This window comes from Bacillus sp. ms-22 (genome assembly GCF_009759805.1).
In the GTDB taxonomy this organism is placed as follows: Bacteria; Bacillota; Bacilli; order Bacillales; family Bacillaceae; genus Bacillus; species Bacillus xiamenensis.
In genome coordinates, this window is sequence record NZ_CP046653.1 from 2,846,789 (window position 1) to 2,864,007 (window position 17,219).

At 40.1% G+C, this 17,219-nt stretch carries 17 protein-coding genes; 10 read left to right on the plus strand and 7 right to left on the minus strand.

Features of this window, described 5'->3' with window-relative positions:
- Positions 1-49: 49 nt before the first annotated feature.
- Positions 50-238 (plus strand): YhzD family protein, encoded by a 189-nt coding sequence (locus tag GPA07_RS14855; RefSeq protein WP_008361117.1) that lies wholly within the window; start codon positions 50-52, stop codon positions 236-238.
- A gap of 37 nt (positions 239-275) precedes the next feature.
- Here GPA07_RS14855 and GPA07_RS14860 read toward each other — a convergent pair whose 3' ends face one another.
- Positions 276-1,040 carry an enoyl-CoA hydratase gene (locus GPA07_RS14860; protein WP_034739834.1) on the minus strand — a complete coding sequence of 255 codons (765 nt, stop codon included), beginning with the start codon at positions 1,038-1,040 and terminating at the stop codon, positions 276-278.
- 576 nt (positions 1,041-1,616) lie between these two features.
- Between GPA07_RS14860 and GPA07_RS14865 the strand changes: the two genes are divergently transcribed.
- Both GPA07_RS14865 and GPA07_RS14870 read left to right on the plus strand, forming a co-directional pair.
- A complete protein-coding gene (locus GPA07_RS14865; RefSeq protein ID WP_008361329.1) occupies positions 1,617-2,114 on the plus strand; it encodes a cation:proton antiporter regulatory subunit in 498 nt (165 codons plus the stop codon).
- 3 nt (positions 2,115-2,117) lie between these two features.
- Positions 2,118-3,341: a cation:proton antiporter gene (locus GPA07_RS14870; protein WP_008361327.1), complete on the plus strand. Its 1,224-nt coding sequence runs from the start codon at positions 2,118-2,120 to the stop codon at positions 3,339-3,341.
- A 39-nt stretch (positions 3,342-3,380) separates the two neighbouring features.
- Here the strand turns inward: GPA07_RS14870 and GPA07_RS14875 are convergent, their stop codons facing one another.
- From GPA07_RS14875 to GPA07_RS14895, 5 genes are all read right to left on the minus strand, one after another.
- Positions 3,381-4,655: a lysine N(6)-hydroxylase/L-ornithine N(5)-oxygenase family protein gene (locus tag GPA07_RS14875; protein WP_157292887.1), complete on the minus strand. Its 1,275-nt coding sequence runs from the start codon at positions 4,653-4,655 to the stop codon at positions 3,381-3,383.
- 75 nt (positions 4,656-4,730) lie between these two features.
- Positions 4,731-6,230, minus strand: a complete 1,500-nt coding sequence (locus GPA07_RS14880; RefSeq protein ID WP_157292888.1) for a coproporphyrinogen III oxidase — start codon at positions 6,228-6,230, stop codon at positions 4,731-4,733.
- Positions 6,231-6,343: 113 nt separating this feature from the next.
- A complete protein-coding gene (locus tag GPA07_RS14885; protein WP_008361321.1) occupies positions 6,344-7,210 on the minus strand; it encodes a Cof-type HAD-IIB family hydrolase in 867 nt (288 codons plus the stop codon).
- A 444-nt stretch (positions 7,211-7,654) separates the two neighbouring features.
- Complete coding sequence (locus GPA07_RS14890) at positions 7,655-8,011, minus strand: YlbF/YmcA family competence regulator (protein WP_008361320.1); 357 nt, start codon at positions 8,009-8,011, stop codon at positions 7,655-7,657.
- Between the two features lie 122 nt (positions 8,012-8,133).
- Positions 8,134-9,267: a DUF445 domain-containing protein gene (locus GPA07_RS14895; protein ID WP_157292889.1), complete on the minus strand. Its 1,134-nt coding sequence runs from the start codon at positions 9,265-9,267 to the stop codon at positions 8,134-8,136.
- Between the two features lie 214 nt (positions 9,268-9,481).
- Between GPA07_RS14895 and GPA07_RS14900 the strand changes: the two genes are divergently transcribed.
- The 7 genes from GPA07_RS14900 (at position 9,482) to GPA07_RS14930 (ending at position 15,733) form a co-directional block, all read left to right on the plus strand.
- Positions 9,482-10,588: a YheC/YheD family protein gene (locus GPA07_RS14900; RefSeq protein WP_157292890.1), complete on the plus strand. Its 1,107-nt coding sequence runs from the start codon at positions 9,482-9,484 to the stop codon at positions 10,586-10,588.
- Between the two features lie 24 nt (positions 10,589-10,612).
- Positions 10,613-11,896 (plus strand): YheC/YheD family endospore coat-associated protein, encoded by a 1,284-nt coding sequence (locus GPA07_RS14905; RefSeq protein WP_232532054.1) that lies wholly within the window; start codon positions 10,613-10,615, stop codon positions 11,894-11,896.
- A gap of 150 nt (positions 11,897-12,046) precedes the next feature.
- Positions 12,047-12,256 (plus strand): YheE family protein, encoded by a 210-nt coding sequence (locus tag GPA07_RS14910; protein WP_008361312.1) that lies wholly within the window; start codon positions 12,047-12,049, stop codon positions 12,254-12,256.
- Between the two features lie 20 nt (positions 12,257-12,276).
- Positions 12,277-13,152 carry a helix-turn-helix domain-containing protein gene (locus tag GPA07_RS14915; protein WP_008361309.1) on the plus strand — a complete coding sequence of 292 codons (876 nt, stop codon included), beginning with the start codon at positions 12,277-12,279 and terminating at the stop codon, positions 13,150-13,152.
- A gap of 141 nt (positions 13,153-13,293) precedes the next feature.
- Positions 13,294-14,400 (plus strand): ABC transporter ATP-binding protein, encoded by a 1,107-nt coding sequence (locus tag GPA07_RS14920; protein ID WP_008361307.1) that lies wholly within the window; start codon positions 13,294-13,296, stop codon positions 14,398-14,400.
- A gap of 227 nt (positions 14,401-14,627) precedes the next feature.
- Entirely contained in the window at positions 14,628-14,831 is a 204-nt protein-coding gene (locus GPA07_RS14925; protein ID WP_008361305.1) for an alpha/beta-type small acid-soluble spore protein, read from the plus strand.
- 284 nt (positions 14,832-15,115) lie between these two features.
- The gene (locus GPA07_RS14930; protein ID WP_008361302.1) at positions 15,116-15,733 is read left to right on the plus strand and encodes an NAD(P)-dependent oxidoreductase; all 618 of its coding nucleotides are present in this window, start codon (positions 15,116-15,118) and stop codon (positions 15,731-15,733) included.
- A gap of 90 nt (positions 15,734-15,823) precedes the next feature.
- Here GPA07_RS14930 and GPA07_RS14935 read toward each other — a convergent pair.
- Positions 15,824-17,175 (minus strand): IS3 family transposase gene (locus tag GPA07_RS14935; RefSeq protein ID WP_157292891.1). Its coding sequence is split into 2 segments (ribosomal slippage): positions 15,824-16,731 and positions 16,731-17,175, totalling 1,353 coding nucleotides; the frame shifts between segments, so codons are not numbered across the junction.
- Between the last annotated feature and the right edge of the window lie 44 nt (positions 17,176-17,219).

The following is a 17,219-nucleotide window of genomic DNA, read 5'->3' on the forward strand; positions in this document are numbered from 1 at the left end:
CTGACTCCTTGTTTAATTCATTAAAAAACAAAAGAAAGGAAGATGAGGTATGGAGAAAACATACTTTTTGACCGTATTTGATTCGTCAGGTGAGACCTTATTAAACGAAAAAATCACAGCAAATAACGATGAAAAGGCGAAGGAATTAGGACGGCATCGCTTAATCGAACAGCAATACACGAAGCATTCTCATCGCCTTGTGAATGATGCAGGCAAGCTACTATTATTTGAACGTTAAAAAAGCCGGCATGCGCCGGCTTTACATTCCTTTAAACTTAATGAAATACAGGACGTCTTTTTTCTAAAAAGGCTTGAATGCCCTCCTTATGATCTTGACTTTGTCTGAGTCTTGCCTGCGCCGCACGTTCCTTTTGAAGAACGGCTAACAGCTGTGATTCTGACTGCTGGAAATAGATCATCTTTGTTTCAATAAATGCTTGAAGCGGCATGTTGATAAACGGCTTCACACACACTTTTTGATACGTTTCAACCTCCTCTTGAAACACACCGTCTGCAAGACGAAGCTCGATCGCTTCTTCAGCCGACAGCTTTTGCCCGCTCCAAATCAATTGTTTAGCGGTTTGCTCACTTACTCGTTTAGTCAGGAAATAATGCCCTCCACCATCTGGAATTAGCCCAATTCCATTAAAGTTCATAGCGAGCTTTGCATCTTGATGCATAAACAAATAGTCACAGCTTAGGGCAAAGCTAAAACCAAGACCAGCCGCTGCCCCGTGGACTAGCGCAATCGTCACTTTTTGCATACGAGCTAAAGATAGTGTAATTCCCTCAATCAAATCCATCACACGATGAAAATCTTCTTCACGATCTTGCTTCAGCATCATTCCAATATCTCCGCCTGCCGAAAACCCTTTCCCTATTCCCTTGATCACAACGATCTTTGCACTGCTCTCACTCGCTGTATCACACGCCTCCTTAAATTCTGCAAACATGTCAACATGAAACGCATTATAAGCTTCCGGTCTATTGAAAGCGATTTCAAAAATATCCCCATCTAATTGACAATTGATATAGGTCATCATCCATTCCCCTCTTTCTTTTACAGCTAATGTCTTACTTCAATACCCTTCAAGTAATTCCTTTTCCTCTGAATAAAAAATTTCAAGATCAATTGATACCAAAATGAGCATAATGGTTGAAACAAGAAATATATTTTTATATAGTAAAATAAGAAATAAAAAATCGTTTGAAAGGGGGAGAATGATTGATAAGATGTTCCATACTCATATTGGTTAGCTTCATCGTCATGTTTTCTCCCTTTTCAAATGTCGTTTTTGCTTCACAAGCAGAGGCGAGCACACCCAACCTTATTTCTCCGTCCATCTATGAGGAAGAAATAAACGCTGTGAAGACACCTCCATTTTCAAAAAAACTGGCCTCATCTATTCTGTTAAAAGACAGATTATCAATGGGGGATTCAAAGGCTTTTCTTTTAAAGCGTGCAGCATCAACAGCACTATCTATTGATTTATGTTTTTTGGAAATGAAGTGTGCAATCCCCATCATGTATCAATCAAATTACCTCGACTGATTCATTTTATTTCATCCGTATTGACTATATGAAAAACAAAACCTATCATATTCGGAGGGATAAAATGGACATTAAAGAAAATGATCTTCCTGGGATTGGAAAGAAATTTGAAATTGAAACAAGAAATAGAGAAAAGATGACGATTGTGATTCATGATGATGGCAGACGGGAGATTTATCGTTTCGACGATGATGATCCAGATGAAGTGCTGTCCACCATTTCTCTCGATGATGCTGAATCCCGGCAAGTTGCTGCCATTATTGGCGGTATGGTATATAAGCCGCAAGCCCTTGAAACCATTGAAATGGCATTCAATGACTTGATCATTGAATGGTTTAAAGTAGAAAAAGGCGCAAAAGCGGTTGGACATACACTCGGTGATTTAGATGTGAGACAAAATTATGAAGTAACCGTTATTGCGATCATTAAGCATACGAATGAAAAATTACTCAACCCTGGTGCCGATTCGATTATTCAAGAAAACGATACGATCGTCATTTCAGGCGAAAGAAAACACTTAAAACGCTTAATACGTGATTTTCTTTCAAGAGGGGGAGAGTGATGAATGGATCATTTAGTCTTTGAAGTTGGGACGGCGCTTATTCTCATCGCCATTGCCAGCTTAATCGCCAATAAAATTAAATTTTCGATCATTCCTTTTCTGATTGTCCTCGGAATGATTGTCGGTCCACATGCACCAACCATCGGGATCATTGATTTGAAATTTATCGAAAGCACCGAAATCATTTCGTTTTTTGGTAGAATGGGTGTCTTGTTCCTTCTTTTCTACCTTGGACTTGAATTCTCTGTCGGAAAGCTCATTAAATCGGGTAAATCCATTGCAGTCGGCGGATCTATTTATATTTTGATCAACTTCAGCTTAGGATTGCTTTATGGCTTTATCACAGGCTTTGGATTCCTTGAAGTTCTTATTATGGCAGGGGTTATCACCATTTCATCAAGTGCCATTGTCGCCAAAGTCCTTGTTGATTTGAAACGGACAGCGAACCCTGAAACAGAGTTAATTCTTGGGATTATTATGTTTGAGGATATTTTCCTCGCCGTTTATTTATCTGTCGTATCAGGTCTTGTCCTTGGAGATGCCACATCCGTTGGCGGTGCCTTATTATCTATTTTAATCGCTTTTGGTTATATGATGCTTTTCTTTATCATCGCGCGTAAGCTCCCAAAACTATTAAATAAGCTTTTCGATATCCGTTCGAATGAAGTGTTCATCATTGTGATTTTTGCCGCCTTGTTCTTTGTCGCTGGTTTCTCAGAAACGATCCATGTCGCAGAAGCAATTGGTGCACTCTTACTTGGCCTTGTGTTCTCAGAAACAGAACACTCAGACCGCATCGAACATCTCGTTGTTCCATTTAGAGATTTCTTTGGAGCGATGTTCTTCTTCAGCTTCGGATTGAGTATCGACCCGTTTACATTAGGAGATGCCTTCTGGCTTGCAATTGGTGCTGTCATTCTCACCCTGATTGGGAACTTCACTGCTGGGATGTTTGCTGGAAGAAGAGCTGGTTTTTCTCATAAAGCTTCTTCTAATATTGGATTAACGATCGTATCAAGAGGAGAATTTTCCATCATTGTCGCCGAGCTTGGCATTGCAGGCGGGCTTGCCGCTACATTGAAGCCATTTGCAGCATTATATGTGTTAATTCTTGCGATTTTAGGACCGCTAGTGACGAAAGAATCGAAGCGTATCTATCAAATCCTAAACAAAATCTTCAAATGGAAAACAGAAAAACCAAAAGTAAAAAAAGAACCCACTTTGTAATCGAAAGGGCCCTTGATTCCGGGGCCCTTCTTTCATTGCTTAAATAAATTGCTGAAATGCTGTTTCTTGCTTCACTGGAGATTTCTCTATTCCCCGTATCGTTTGTATCACTTTTTGGTTGCGATAGATAGATAGTTTTAAATTGGTTGCCGCTGTTCCGTGAGAGTGATCAAGGTTCGTGAATGTAAAGAAATGATGGGAGCGTTTGTCTTTAAACACAAGTCTGAAATCATCTGTCACTTTAAAATGCTGATCACTCTCCCACTCAATCAAAGGTCCATATGTGCTAAACCATGACGGAATATTCGGCGTGTATCCTGTGGCCAATACTACATGATCCGCTGCGATTGTCTTTTCTTTCTTCAGCTGCCATTGTTTCAGATGCAGCTCTAAAGACTGATCGTCCTTCATATGAACCGCTTCAAGCTCAGTCATCGGCTGAATGAGAACAGACGGCTCCTCTCCTGAAACGGAGCGATGATACAATTCCTGATAGATGCGAGAAAGCGTCGAGGCATCTATGCCATTTCTTAATCCCGCCAGTCTAGGCAACGTGTTCATCCGTTCTTCATAAGGAAGCGAATGAAAATATTCGACATACTTTGGCGTAAATAGCTCCTGACCAAGCTCTGCTGTCTCCAGCTCTCTAAATTCACTAGACCGCGTAAACCATGAAAGCTGCTGCCCTTTCGTTTGATGCTGAAGGAGATCTAAGAAAATTTCAGCCGCACTCTGACCTGAACCAATCACCGTCACTGATTGAGCTTCGTGAATTTCTTTTTGCCGATCTACATAACGGCTGCTATGGGTCACATACGGCAAAGCAGCTTCTGGCACATCAACAGGAATCATCGGCTTACTTCCAGTTCCAAGAACCACATGCTTTGCGCGATATTCAGAAAGCGATCCATCTGTCAATTTTCGGACTTTCACTAAATACCCATCTTGGCAGTCCATCACTTCTTCAACCTTCATCCCAAACTGACAGCTATCTAATTCACCTGCAGCCCATGCTAAATACGCATTGAATTCTCTCCGTGGAATATCAAATTGTTCAAAGGTATAGAAACGGTGAAGCCTGTTTGACTCATGTAAATAATTCAAAAATGTATACCTGCTCCTTGGATTCGCCATCGTCACAAGGTCTGCTAGAAAGGAAACCTGCAAATCCGTTCCTTTGATCAGCATACCAGGATGCCAGGCAAATTCGGTCTCCTGTTCAAAAAAACAGCATGTCACATCTTCATACTCCTCTAATAAAGCGGCCAAGCCTAAATTTGCGGGCCCAATCCCAATTCCGATCACATCAATCATATGTACACCTGCTTTAACTTTTTACCTCCTATATACCCTTTTACAAATGAAAAAAACACTGCGGTACCGCAGTGTTTAAACGCGAGAAACAAATAATGACTCAAGAAATTGAATCTTCTCTTCTGTATAGTGCTCATAGCGATCATTATACAATTTAGGATCTTTTGGATTGGCATACTGCGTAATCTTCCCTGTGCGCGGATCAATGAATTTACTGGCCGCGCCGCATCCAATGCCAATGATCGTCTGCACCTCTTCCATAATGATGATATTATACAAACTTTCCTGCCCATCTAACGAATACCCGACATTTTCGAGATTTCCCAAGATGTTCTTTTGTCTGTATAAATAGTAAGGATGATATTCATGTGCTTTCGTCCAAGCAACCGCTTCATCCATCATACGTGTGATTTCTTCGCGGTCTGCTACTTGATACTTCTCCTTGTTACGGGTCATTTCAGACGCTCTTTTAAAGGAGAGTGTGTGCACAGTTAAAGATTCGGGTTTGAGTTCTTCTGTCTGCTGCAAGGAGTGCTGAAATTCCTTCAGTCCTTCACCAGGTAAACCAATGATTAAGTCCATGTTAATATTATTCATGCCGTACTGCCGTGATAAATGATACTTTTCAATCGTTTCTTCCACACTATGATGCCGCCCAATGGCTTTCAGTGTTTCATTCTCATATGACTGCGGATTAATACTAATCCGGTCAATATTGTACCGGTTGAGCACCTCCAGCTTATCAGGCGTAATGGTATCAGGACGCCCCGCCTCTACAGTAATTTCACGAATGTGTTTCACATCAGGAAAAGAGCGATACATTTCTTCATACAGCAAATCCATTTCTTCCGCTGTAATACTTGTTGGCGTGCCCCCGCCAAAATAAACCGTGGTCACTTTAATCCCGTGTTCTTTTAACCATTCGCCCATTCTTTGCATCTCATAATGTAGCCCAAACAGAAACGTTCCCACTCTTCCAGCTTGTCCTTTAATGGCATAAGCAGGGAACGTGCAATAAGCACATTTTGTTGGACAGAAAGGAATACCGATATAAATACTCACTTCCTCCTGAAGGTCATACAGATCTGGGATGGCTTGTATTTGCCGGTCGACAATCTCCTGCATCAAATTGATTTTTTCATCATGAATTAAGTAATCACGCTTTAACGCAGCATGCGCTTCTTCCTTTGTCATACCTTCTCTGAGCATCTTATGAAGTAATTTCGTAGGACGAATCCCTGTGAGAATCCCCCATTTTTGCGTCATTCCTGTATGCTCCTGAAGCAGGTTTAAATAAACAGACAGCACGGTATTTTTGATTTGCTTCCAGCGCTCCTTATCGTTCAAGCCCTCTGGCATCTCTCTTGCAAAACGGCTGGTTATGGACGATCCAGCAATATGGCCAGTTGCTTCAACGACTCCATGTTCTTCCTTCCAGTTAAACTCCATTACTAGAGCTTCAGCCATTTCGGTTCGATCGAACAGCACTTCACTGTCTTCCTCAAATAAATTGGCTATATTGACAAGCGGGCGATGAAATCGTTCATCAGACAGCCCTTTTATTAAAATTCGCATCGTATCACCTTTATCTTCAAACTTGTTTCATTTTACAAAATTCAACTAGGAAAAGCAATGAAGGGAATAGACGAAGGCCCTGTCATTTCTTGATTGACAGAGCCTTCACCGTACTATCGTTTAATATCAAATTGGTGTAAAAAGCCTTCCCTTTGCTGCATCCTAAAGTATTCTTTGATCATATAAGCGACACCCTGTTCATCATGAGAACGTGTCACCCAATCAGCTTTACGTTTGACCGAATGAGGTGCATTTCCCATAGCAACGCCTAAGCCAGCTAACTCAAGCATTGGAATATCGTCTGTCCCGTGGCCAATCACGACCGTATCTTCTAATGTAAAACCTAGTGCTGAGGTTAACAAAGAAAGTCCTGCTTCTTTCGATACCCCTTTGCAAACGATATTCATTTTCTCATCACTGATCTTGATCAGATCAACAGATGGGAACGCTTGTTGAATGGTTTGGTGGATCTCAGGCTGAAGCGCTGCGGTCGAATACACTTCAATAACAGGTGTACTGACCGGTTCATCCATCAGCATATCACTTAATGATTCAACAAATTGGACAGGATAGAAAATCGGATCAGACGGATGAATCAACGTTTTTCCCATCAGTTGCGACTGTGTTTTTTTCCGGTTGCCGATTGAGAATTTTTCATGCAGCAAACGGATATTACAATCAAAACTTTCAAGGATTTGCACAAGATTAAACGTTTTTTCTTCCGTTAATTTCTTCACATGGAGCGGCTCATCGAGCTTATCAGCAATAAATGCACCACTATGCGTCACAAGGGTTGCATTGGATAGTTTCAACGCCTTGGCAATTTTTTGTGCTGATCGAAAATGCCGGTTGGTGACAATCGTCACGTAAACCCCTTTTTTCTTTACATATTCCACAGCTTCTTTAGTAGCGGAATGGATTTTTCCATTGGAACGAAGCAACGTTCCATCTATATTGAGTGCAAGTAGTTTTTTTGACACTGAGGCATCCCCCTTCTTGATGACTGTACTTACGATGAGGATATGCCCTAGTTTAATGCTTTAGAACATGCAGTTGTAGCAGCCCTTGTTTGATGAATCAATGATAAATAAAAAAAGCCTACCCCTAGGCTTTTTTTTATGTACGGTTTGGATGCGTAACAATGGAGTGATGAAGCTCCCCATTATCCCCTAATCTTACACACCAAAGCATTGCTTATATCAGATCCCCTTATGCTTTGCTTTTCTCCCAGAAGCGCTTCTCTCTCATTTGACTCATCGCCATAAAGCCCAAGTGAAACGCACCCAATTCATCACGAGAGTACTTTTTTGAAAGCACTTTCAATAAGTATTATCGCAGAATTTATGAGCTTCGACAACCCTTTTTTTCAAGGTGCATAGAAGGCGGTGAAACATAAAAAAGGGCGAATCGCATCGCCCTTTCAATTAATTTTCTTCTGCATTTCCATAAAGCTCTTCAAGAGGCTTCATGATAATTTTATTTAATTCACCAATGAGAACACTTACGCGCTGTTCTGCTTCCATCAACTGAGAGATTTTATCGTGCTGCTGCACAAGTGCAACTGTTTTTTGCGCTTGCTCTACTTCTTCTTGCGTAATCTCTTGACCAGTCATTTGTTTTTGTTGAAGGTTGACTTGAATGTCACGGAAGTTCTCAAACATTCTTTTAGAGGACTCATCCTCGTTTACCTCATCATAAAGATTTCTTAACGTTGAATATTCTTCGCTATGACGCAGTGCTTTTTCAAGGTCATATGCAACATCATAAAGATTTACAGACATGTTATGTCTCCTTTCTATCCGTTATCACCGATATGGATCGGCGGACACCACTCCACTATAACAAACTATGGCTCTCGTTTCATATATATACAATGAATTCAACAAAATTTCTCGATTTTCTCTTAGAATAAAGTGACAAAAACAGCTTGGATAGCACCAATCATTCCGCCTAAAAGCCCACCTAAAAATGTGATCATTTTCAACTCTTTATTGGAGATGCTGACCACTAGCTCTTCCATTTTTCCAAGTGGAAAAAGTTCAATTTGCTCACGAATAATTTCTTCAAATTGAAGCTTTGCGAGCAGTCCCTCTAAAGCATGAGATGCGGCTTCAATCCCCTTATCAATGAAAACTGGAGCAAATTTTGTTTTCAGATCATCCGCTACTGCACTGATGTAACCTCCAACTGGTCTGTCTAATAGCAGCTTTGTAGAAAAATGTGAAAGCAATTGCTTTTTCACACTAAATAGAAGCTCCTTCACATTCCATTTTTCATCAAGCTCATTTAAAGAGAATTGCTTTACCTTGTCCCACTCCTGAACGAGCAAGTCTGATAAGAACCTTTTTGTTTCTGCATTCTTTAGGAACTTGATGATTTCAGGATGTACCCGATCAATTAAGCTGGCATTTCCTAAAAACATTTGAACCATACTGCCAAGCATGCCTCGTTCTTTTAGGAAATCATCTATCATATTGCCAAGCCTTGCTTTCCCTTCATCACTTTCAAAGTAATGAATACCTCTTTTCAAAATATAATCTGCCGCATCTGGAATTTTGGCTGAGAGTTTACTTTCCACTTCCTGAGGTAGCAGCTCAGATAACGTTTGCTGATCATATGTCTCAAGCAAAGAATAAAGCTTTTTATCAGACCAATGGTGAAGCCATTCATCTGCTCTGACGTCAGCCTGTGAAACACCGTATCTTTCTAGCATGTCGAGAACTGTTATCTCCATGTCAGCACCCTTGTCAATATATCGATGCACTGTATCCAATATGTCTTGCTTTGCCTCGGACGATTCAAATCGTTTTTGAATTCCCTCTGGCGTGAGTAAGTGCTCCATGACCATGACACCGACCTGCTTGGCTACTTCATCTCTTCTTTTCGGAATAAGCCCTGGGGTAAATGGAAGCTGCTTCCCAAATAAATAATATGGTTTATAAGGACGAAAGAGCATTTTAATTGCAAGATGGTTTGTCGCTGCCCCTATAACTGCACCTATTACAATCATAAAAATAAACGTTGTAAGTATATCCAAAGTCGTCATCTACCTTTCAAACAATACCGGGTGATTATTGTTTTGATCTATACGTATTATAGTTGTTGTCAAGATCCCAAGCAAATGAAGCATGCATGGTGACATATGATAAAGTGATCTGTCGTAATGATAAAGGAGCGCCAGGTTTATGTAAAATCATAAAAAAGTGTTTTTCAATGGTGAAAAAAAGAAGTTGAAAAGTAGGTGTTGTATGATGACAGCGACGTTAGGTATTGTAACCCTTTCTTTGCAACATGAAGAGGCATTCACACATCAGCTTGCCAAAGCTGCCTCATCTTTTGATTTAGAGGTTGTTCGTTTTACCCCCTATGATTTAAAACCTGCTTCAAATTTAATCCACGGTCAAAAATTCAAGTCTGGCCAAGGATTTGAAGCATCAGAATTTTCGATTCCTGACATGATTTATGATCGATGCCTATACCAGCATGACGCACAATCAAAAAAAGCAAAACCTATCATGACTTGGTTAAAAAAGTACCCAAAAACATCTTTTTTAAATACCGGAATCCAAGATAAGATGCTGCTATTCGAGCAGCTCCGTATCCAGCCTTCATTAGAGCCATATTTACCTGTGTGCTCTTTATTGAAAGAGCCATCAGATCTTCTCAACATGGTGAAAAGAGGCGGATACTGTAAAATACAGCCACTCTCTCATCAGCACACTGCACCCACTTGCTTCATTTCCTTAAAAGACAAATCAACATTCACTGTTCAACTGAGCCCCGAGCAAAAGATGACATTTTCTCGTCCATCAGAGATTGAGCGCTGGTGCAAAAAATATATTGGCCGCTATTTCCTTCAATGTTTTAACACGAGTGATCAAAAGGATTTTTTATTTAATGAAATCAGGATTTTTTTGATGAAAGTCTCACAAAAACAATGGAAAATCATGGGTATTCATACAAAATCATCAGTCGAAAACAGCCTTTTGAGTCATACACAAAATTCCGTTCATGTGTTAGGATTTGATCACTACTTACACTCCTTGCAGCCACACATTCAAGAGCTCCTTTTAGATGATATTGCATCCATTCAGTCATCCCTATCAGTATTTATAGATAAAACGTTCTCTCCATGCATTGAATTCGCTGTAGACTTACTTCATACAAGTGAAGGCAAACTATACATCTCAAATGTAAGGTCAAAGCCAGGACGATCCGCTTTTTTAAAAGCTTACCCTGAAAAGGAAAATCAAATGATTCAAATCATACTTGAACACGCCAAATCTATGAAGTCTCAACAGAAGGAGGTTTCTTATGAAGAGAAAACACTGCATCATCGCTCCTCATCTGACAAGTGAAAAAACAGTGTATCTGCCCATCCAATGGAAACAGAAGGGTGCTATCTTATCTATCGCTGCTGGGTCTCGTGTAGTAGAGGATTTCAGTATTTCCTACCATCAACATTCTCAAAAATTTTATTATCGCAAGATCTATATCATGATTTACTGATTCCCTATAGCACAAAAATCGAGGTCATATTTGATCAACATACACTTTATATTGGACCTTTCATCGGCATCTTCACCGCAGGCTTTGAACAAAATGCACCTCCATTAGGAGACAGGTCAGACTTTTTCATACAGCTTCTGCAATCTTGCAGGCAGCATAGCGGATTTGCTTATCTTTTTGGTACCCATTCAATTGATTGGGAAAAAGGAATAATCGATGGTCTGCTCTATCAAGAGGAAAAATGGATAAAAAAACAGGTCCCCCTTCCATCCATCGTCTATGACCGGCTGCCAAATAGAAAGGCTGCCCAATCTGCATTCATTCAAGAAACGAAACGGAAACTGACTCAGGACTACAATATTCCTTGGTTCAATCCTTATTTTTTTAATAAGTGGGAAATTCATGAGCGGCTCTTAACAGACGAAAGCACAAGGTCCTTCCTACCTCATTCCATACAATTAGATCCTATTGATGCTCTAACTAAAATAGAGACACTCCTTTATCTGCATCATGTCATTTATTTAAAACCGATAAACGGCAGCCATGGGGATGGTATTTATCGATTAAAGAAATCGGAAAGCGGGATCGCTGTATGTTCAAATAAACGAAAAACGATTTCGTATGATTCAATCGATCATTTTGTGAAACAGCTGCGTAAAGATGAGCCCATTCATAACTTTATCGCCCAACAAGGCATTGAGCTTCTGCACGTCGATCATCAACCAATGGACTTTAGGGTACACACGAATAAAAATAGGTACGGACACTGGACAGTTACAGCTGCTGCTGCAAAATTCTCAGGAGATCACACAGTCACGACCCATCATTTGCATGGCGGATCAATCAAAACACTCAACGAGGCCTTTCCTGATACGGATAAACGTTTCAAGATTTTGCAGCAGCTATCTGAGACCGCCATCACACTTAGTCAGGTGATAGATGAAAAAATGCCCGGTCTTATTGGTGAAATTGGTTTTGACTTAGGCATTGATACATCTGGTGCTATTTGGATGTTTGAAGCCAATTCTCGTCCTGGACGTGAAATTTTCAAGCATGCTTCTTTGAAAAACTCAGAATGGCTGATTGGGAAAAGAATTGTTGATTACGCCTCTTACCTCTCTCAAACAGCACTTACCACAGGCCAAGCAAGTATCTAGTTATTCTTTTAGGGTATGGTGTTCTAAAATCTGTGCTTTTCCTATGCTCTTTTCAATAGATGAGATACAATAAAACCAAGTTCAAGATTGTTTCCGTATGGTCGTGTTGATTTATTGTTTCATCAATATAAGCAAGGAGGCAATGATGATATGATTTCTCATTTTCAATGGAAACCTCTCTTTAAAAAGGCACAATTGCCTGGCTGGAAAATCTCTTTTTTTCACAATGGTGCCCACTATGAAGGCATCTACCACAAAACAGGTGATATTGAATGGGGCTCTCTTCTTCCGCCTCATGAAGTTGAACCAACCTTAAAAGAAGAAATCCACGAATTAATGCTATTCCATGTCTATGATTAAACTCGTTAAGGAGCCTCGCCATGTTAGAAAAGTTAAAACTTGTTTACGGAAACCATATCATCAGTACACCAACAAAAGATAAACATATACTTTGGTATGAGACAGACGAAGGCGAAATTTTTGGTGTAAACAAAAAAGAGCTATCAACAAAAGAAATTCTTCTTCTCAATTCTTTCCTAACACCGATTGATATCTCTCATACGCAGAAGACCGAAGATGAACAGAAATGGTACAGCTTTCTTTTTGAAAACAAATCATTGACCATTCATGAACCCGTTCGTGTTCATTATTTTAAAATGGATCATCAAGTAGAGCAAAGACAGCAAATCAAAGAGGCTGTGAACAGCAGCCTCGAACACACTCACTTCATATGGACAGGCGGTGAAACAGCCATGCTGATTCAAACAAACGCCTCGGCAGATAATGGTCAGCTAGACCGGCTAAATGATTTGTCACAAGCCATTACAAGTGATTTTTTAACCAACTCCGTCTTTTTACAAGGACAACTGCATTTGCCGAATGAGCATGTAAAGATGAGATTATTAAATGAACATCAACTCTTTTTGTGGCATATGCAGCGTGGAAAGCTCAGGTCAGGGGTCACAACATTTTATCAATGTCTACCATCCTTCATTCGATATGATGCGGACATCGTTTCTGATGCCATATCAGATGCATTTAAAGAGACAGTCTTTGATCGAGATGTTTACAGAACGCTTATGACCTATATGCAATGTAATTTTAATGCATCTCAGGCGGCTAAGGCTTTATACGTCCACAGAAACAGTCTTCAGTATCGGATTGATAAATTTATTGAGCGGACAGGGCTGGATATACGACATTTTCAAGAAGCAGCAGCAGCCTATATGATGATGAACCTTCTCGATCTTTCTTAAATATGAGTGACATGTAAGCACCCTGCCCAAAAACGAAAATCAGATGTTGTGCACGTTGTCCATTTACAGAATTCCCTCCTTTTTATACACTTTATTTATAAGTAAAGCGCTTTCAAAAAAGGGATTGGGAGGCTGTCATCAATGGCTGAAATGATGCTGAATCAAATTTACAAAGTATACGATAATAAAGTAACCGCAGTAGATAACTTTAATCTACATATACAAGATAAAGAATTTATTGTCTTTGTTGGGCCATCGGGCTGCGGAAAATCAACCACTCTTCGCATGATTGCAGGTCTTGAAGAGATTTCACAAGGTGATTTTCTTTTAGACGGCAAACGGATGAATGACGTGGCACCAAAAGACCGGGATATTGCAATGGTGTTCCAAAACTATGCATTATATCCTCATATGAATGTATATGATAATATGGCTTTTGGATTAAAGCTTCGGAAGTTTCCTAAAGCTGAAATAGATGAACGGGTTCGAAATGCCGCTAAAATATTGGGGCTTGAACAATACTTAGATAGAAAACCTAAGGCACTTTCTGGCGGCCAAAGACAGCGTGTTGCCCTTGGAAGAGCCATTGTGCGGGATGCGAAAGTCTTTCTTTTGGATGAACCGCTCTCTAACCTAGATGCAAAGCTCCGTGTACAGATGCGAGCTGAAATTTCTAAACTTCATCAACGGCTGCAGACGACATTCATTTATGTCACACATGATCAGACGGAAGCTATGACAATGGCTACCCGGCTTGTTGTCATGAAAGACGGCTTTATCCAGCAGGTTGGTGCGCCTAAGGATGTGTATGAAAACCCAGAGAATGTATTTGTAGGCGGGTTTATTGGGTCTCCTGCGATGAACTTTTTTACAGGAAAACTTTCTGACGGTGCCATTGCGGTTGGCGATACGCACATTCGTGTCCCAGAAGGGAAAATGAAAGTATTACGCAGTCAAGGCTATATCGGAAAAGATGTTATTTTAGGCATCAGACCAGAAGACTTCCACGATGAACCTGTATTTATAGAGGCTTCTGAAGGAACAAAAATTGAAGCAAACGTAGAAGTGGCAGAATTAATGGGAGCAGAAACAATGCTGTATTCATCTCTCAATGGCCAAACGTTTATTGCACGTGTTGATTCTCGTACAGACGTTCAGGCAGGTCAGACTCTCCCGCTTGCCATTGATATGAATAAAGCTCACTTCTTTGATACCGAAACTGAGCTGCGCATCCGCTCTGCTGAATAAGAAAAGGCTCGCCCAAACCATCACGATTAAGTGATGGTTTTTTGTATGTTAAAACAACATTTACCATGTTCTTTTTTCGTATGTTTTTTTCGCAACGAACCATAATATTTAGTACAAACCAGTTACCGCATTGGGTTTCGCCAAGTGGCAAATGACATGATCATTTCGCTGGTGCGATTCCAGCAAACCCAACCAAAAAAATCATATATAAAAAGGAGATTCACATCATGGCAAATACTAATAGTTCGAATCAATTACTAGTTCCTGGAGCACAGCAAGCAATCGATCAAATGAAATACGAGATCGCTTCTGAGTTTGGTGTAAACCTTGGAGCAGAAACAACAGCTCGTGCTAACGGTTCAGTTGGTGGAGAAATTACAAAACGTCTTGTGTCTTACGCTCAACAAAACCTTGGCGGAACAAAAGCTTAATTTCATATTTGGATCATAGAAGGCACCTTTTCAGGTGTCTTCTTTTTTTGCTTTTATCCCTCACCGATTCCTTTTGTGTTCATATGATGTATTAGAAAGGAGCGGATCTTCATGGACATTATTTCTGGTATGAATTTTGAACTTCTACAATTTGTCGGTATCTCTCTATTATGTGAATATGCTCATAGTATTCGGTCCTTTCACCTTTATAAAAAAAGCATGACATAAAATTGTACCATTTTGAGTTCTTTTCACTTATAGTATGTAGTGGAGGGATCGAACAGATGAAAATAGCTCTTTTCGGTGCTCATGGACGTGTAGGACAAGCATTTCTTCGTTTCGTACAAGAGGATGATCGTTACATGGTTCGTTCGTTAATTCGGACAAACCGGGAAGAAATGCTTGCGGGTATGTTTCAAGTCACCGGCAATTCCAGAAATCAAGAGGATGTGCTTGAAACGATCAAAGGATCAGATATCGTCGTCAGCTGTCTATCGACAGATGGTGATGACACTTTATCTGTTTCAATGGATCATATCGTACAAGCCATGAAGCAAACAGGAACATCAAGAATTATAACGATTGGCACTGCGGGGATTTTGAAAGCGAGGCAGCAGCCGGAGCTTTACCGCTTTGAAACAAATGAATCAAGGCGAACCACTTCCCGAGCAGCTAAAGAACATGCCAAAGCGTTTGAAATTCTTCAATCAACTGATTTAGATTGGACGATTATTTGCCCAACTTATTTACCAGATGGAGAAGTGACACGTTCATATCGCTATGAAAAGGATTTTCTCCCTATAGATGGACAGAAAATTTCGGTTGAAGATACTGCACACTTTTTATATCAACAGTTAAACTCAAAGGAATTTTTGCATCAACGCGTTGGCATTGCTTATTAAGCATTTAGCTCATGCAAACTATATACAACCCATAAAAAGAGCCTCATTCCATTGAACTGAAGTGACCCCCTAAATTTAGACACGGGTTTTTTATGAGACAGCTTTCGAGGCATGAGTTCGATATTGTATCGGACTCATGCCTTTTAGTTTGGTCTTTATACGTGTGTGATTGTAGTAGTCAATGTATTGTTCAAGTTCTTGCTTGAAGTGTTCGACGTTCTCAAATTCTTTTAGGTATAGAAATTCAGACTTTAAGATACCGAAGAAGTTCTCGATAACTGCGTTATCGTAACAGTTACCTTTTCGGGACATACTCTGTGTAATCCCACGCTTTTTTAAGGCGTGTCTATATGGCTTCATTTGGTAATGCCATCCTTGATCAGAATGTATCATTGGTTTCTCCTCTTCATCTAAACGGTTGAACGCCTGATGAAGCATCGTTGAGACGAGAGAATAAACAGGTCTTGAACCGACTGTATAGGTAATGATTTCACCATTAAATAGATCTAATATGGGCGAAAGATAGAGCTTCTGACCAAATAATTTGAACTCCGTTATATCTGTGACCCATTTCTCATTTGGCCTATCAGCTTGAAAATGACGAGCCAAAATAGTAGGCGCTATTTTGTTCACTGTGCCTCTGTATGAACGATATTTCTTCACTCGAACCATGCATTTAAGCCCTAGAGCTTTCATGATGCGCTGGACTTTTTTGTGATTCACCTTTTGTCCTCGGTTGATTAGTTCATCACGAATCCGGCGATATCCATAACGTCCTTGATGTTCCTGATAAATGGTTTGAATCATCTTTTTCAGTTCGATATCCTGATCAGGACGATCTAAATGCTTGATCAAGTAATAGCAGGTACTGCGCGGAATACATGCGAGCTTAAGAAGTGATTTCACCGGATATTGATGCCTTAAATCATAGACTACTTGCGCTTTGTCTTGTTTGGTGATTGTTCCTTGTTTTGAACTAAGGCATTCAACTTTTTTAAATACTCATTTTCCATGCGTAAATGTTCTACTTCTGCCTGTAACGCTTCCATTGATCCTTTCGTTATTTCTTGTTTTCCGGTTTTCTTTTTCATAGACGGACGCCCCTTTTTCTTAGATTGAAGGCCGTCTACTCCTTGTGTTTCCAAGATGCGCTTCCAGTTCCAAAGCGTGGTATCAGAAGGCAGATTAAAGAGTGCAGCTGTTTCCAGGATAGACGTCCCATGTTCATTCATATAATCAAGTACGTCTAGTTTATATTGGACTGGATAATTTGTATATGACTTTGAAAAAGCTTTTTCGCCATGATATTGATACTTTCTGACCCAATATTGAAGTATACTTTTGTGCACGCCAATCTGTTTTGCAATTCCAAGCAGGGGTTCGCCGTCAATAAGGTATCGTTTTACCGCTTTGATTTTATCTTCAATTGTAAATTTAGCCAAAAGAAAAGCACCTCCAAATGTTAGACTGTGTCTAATATTTGGGG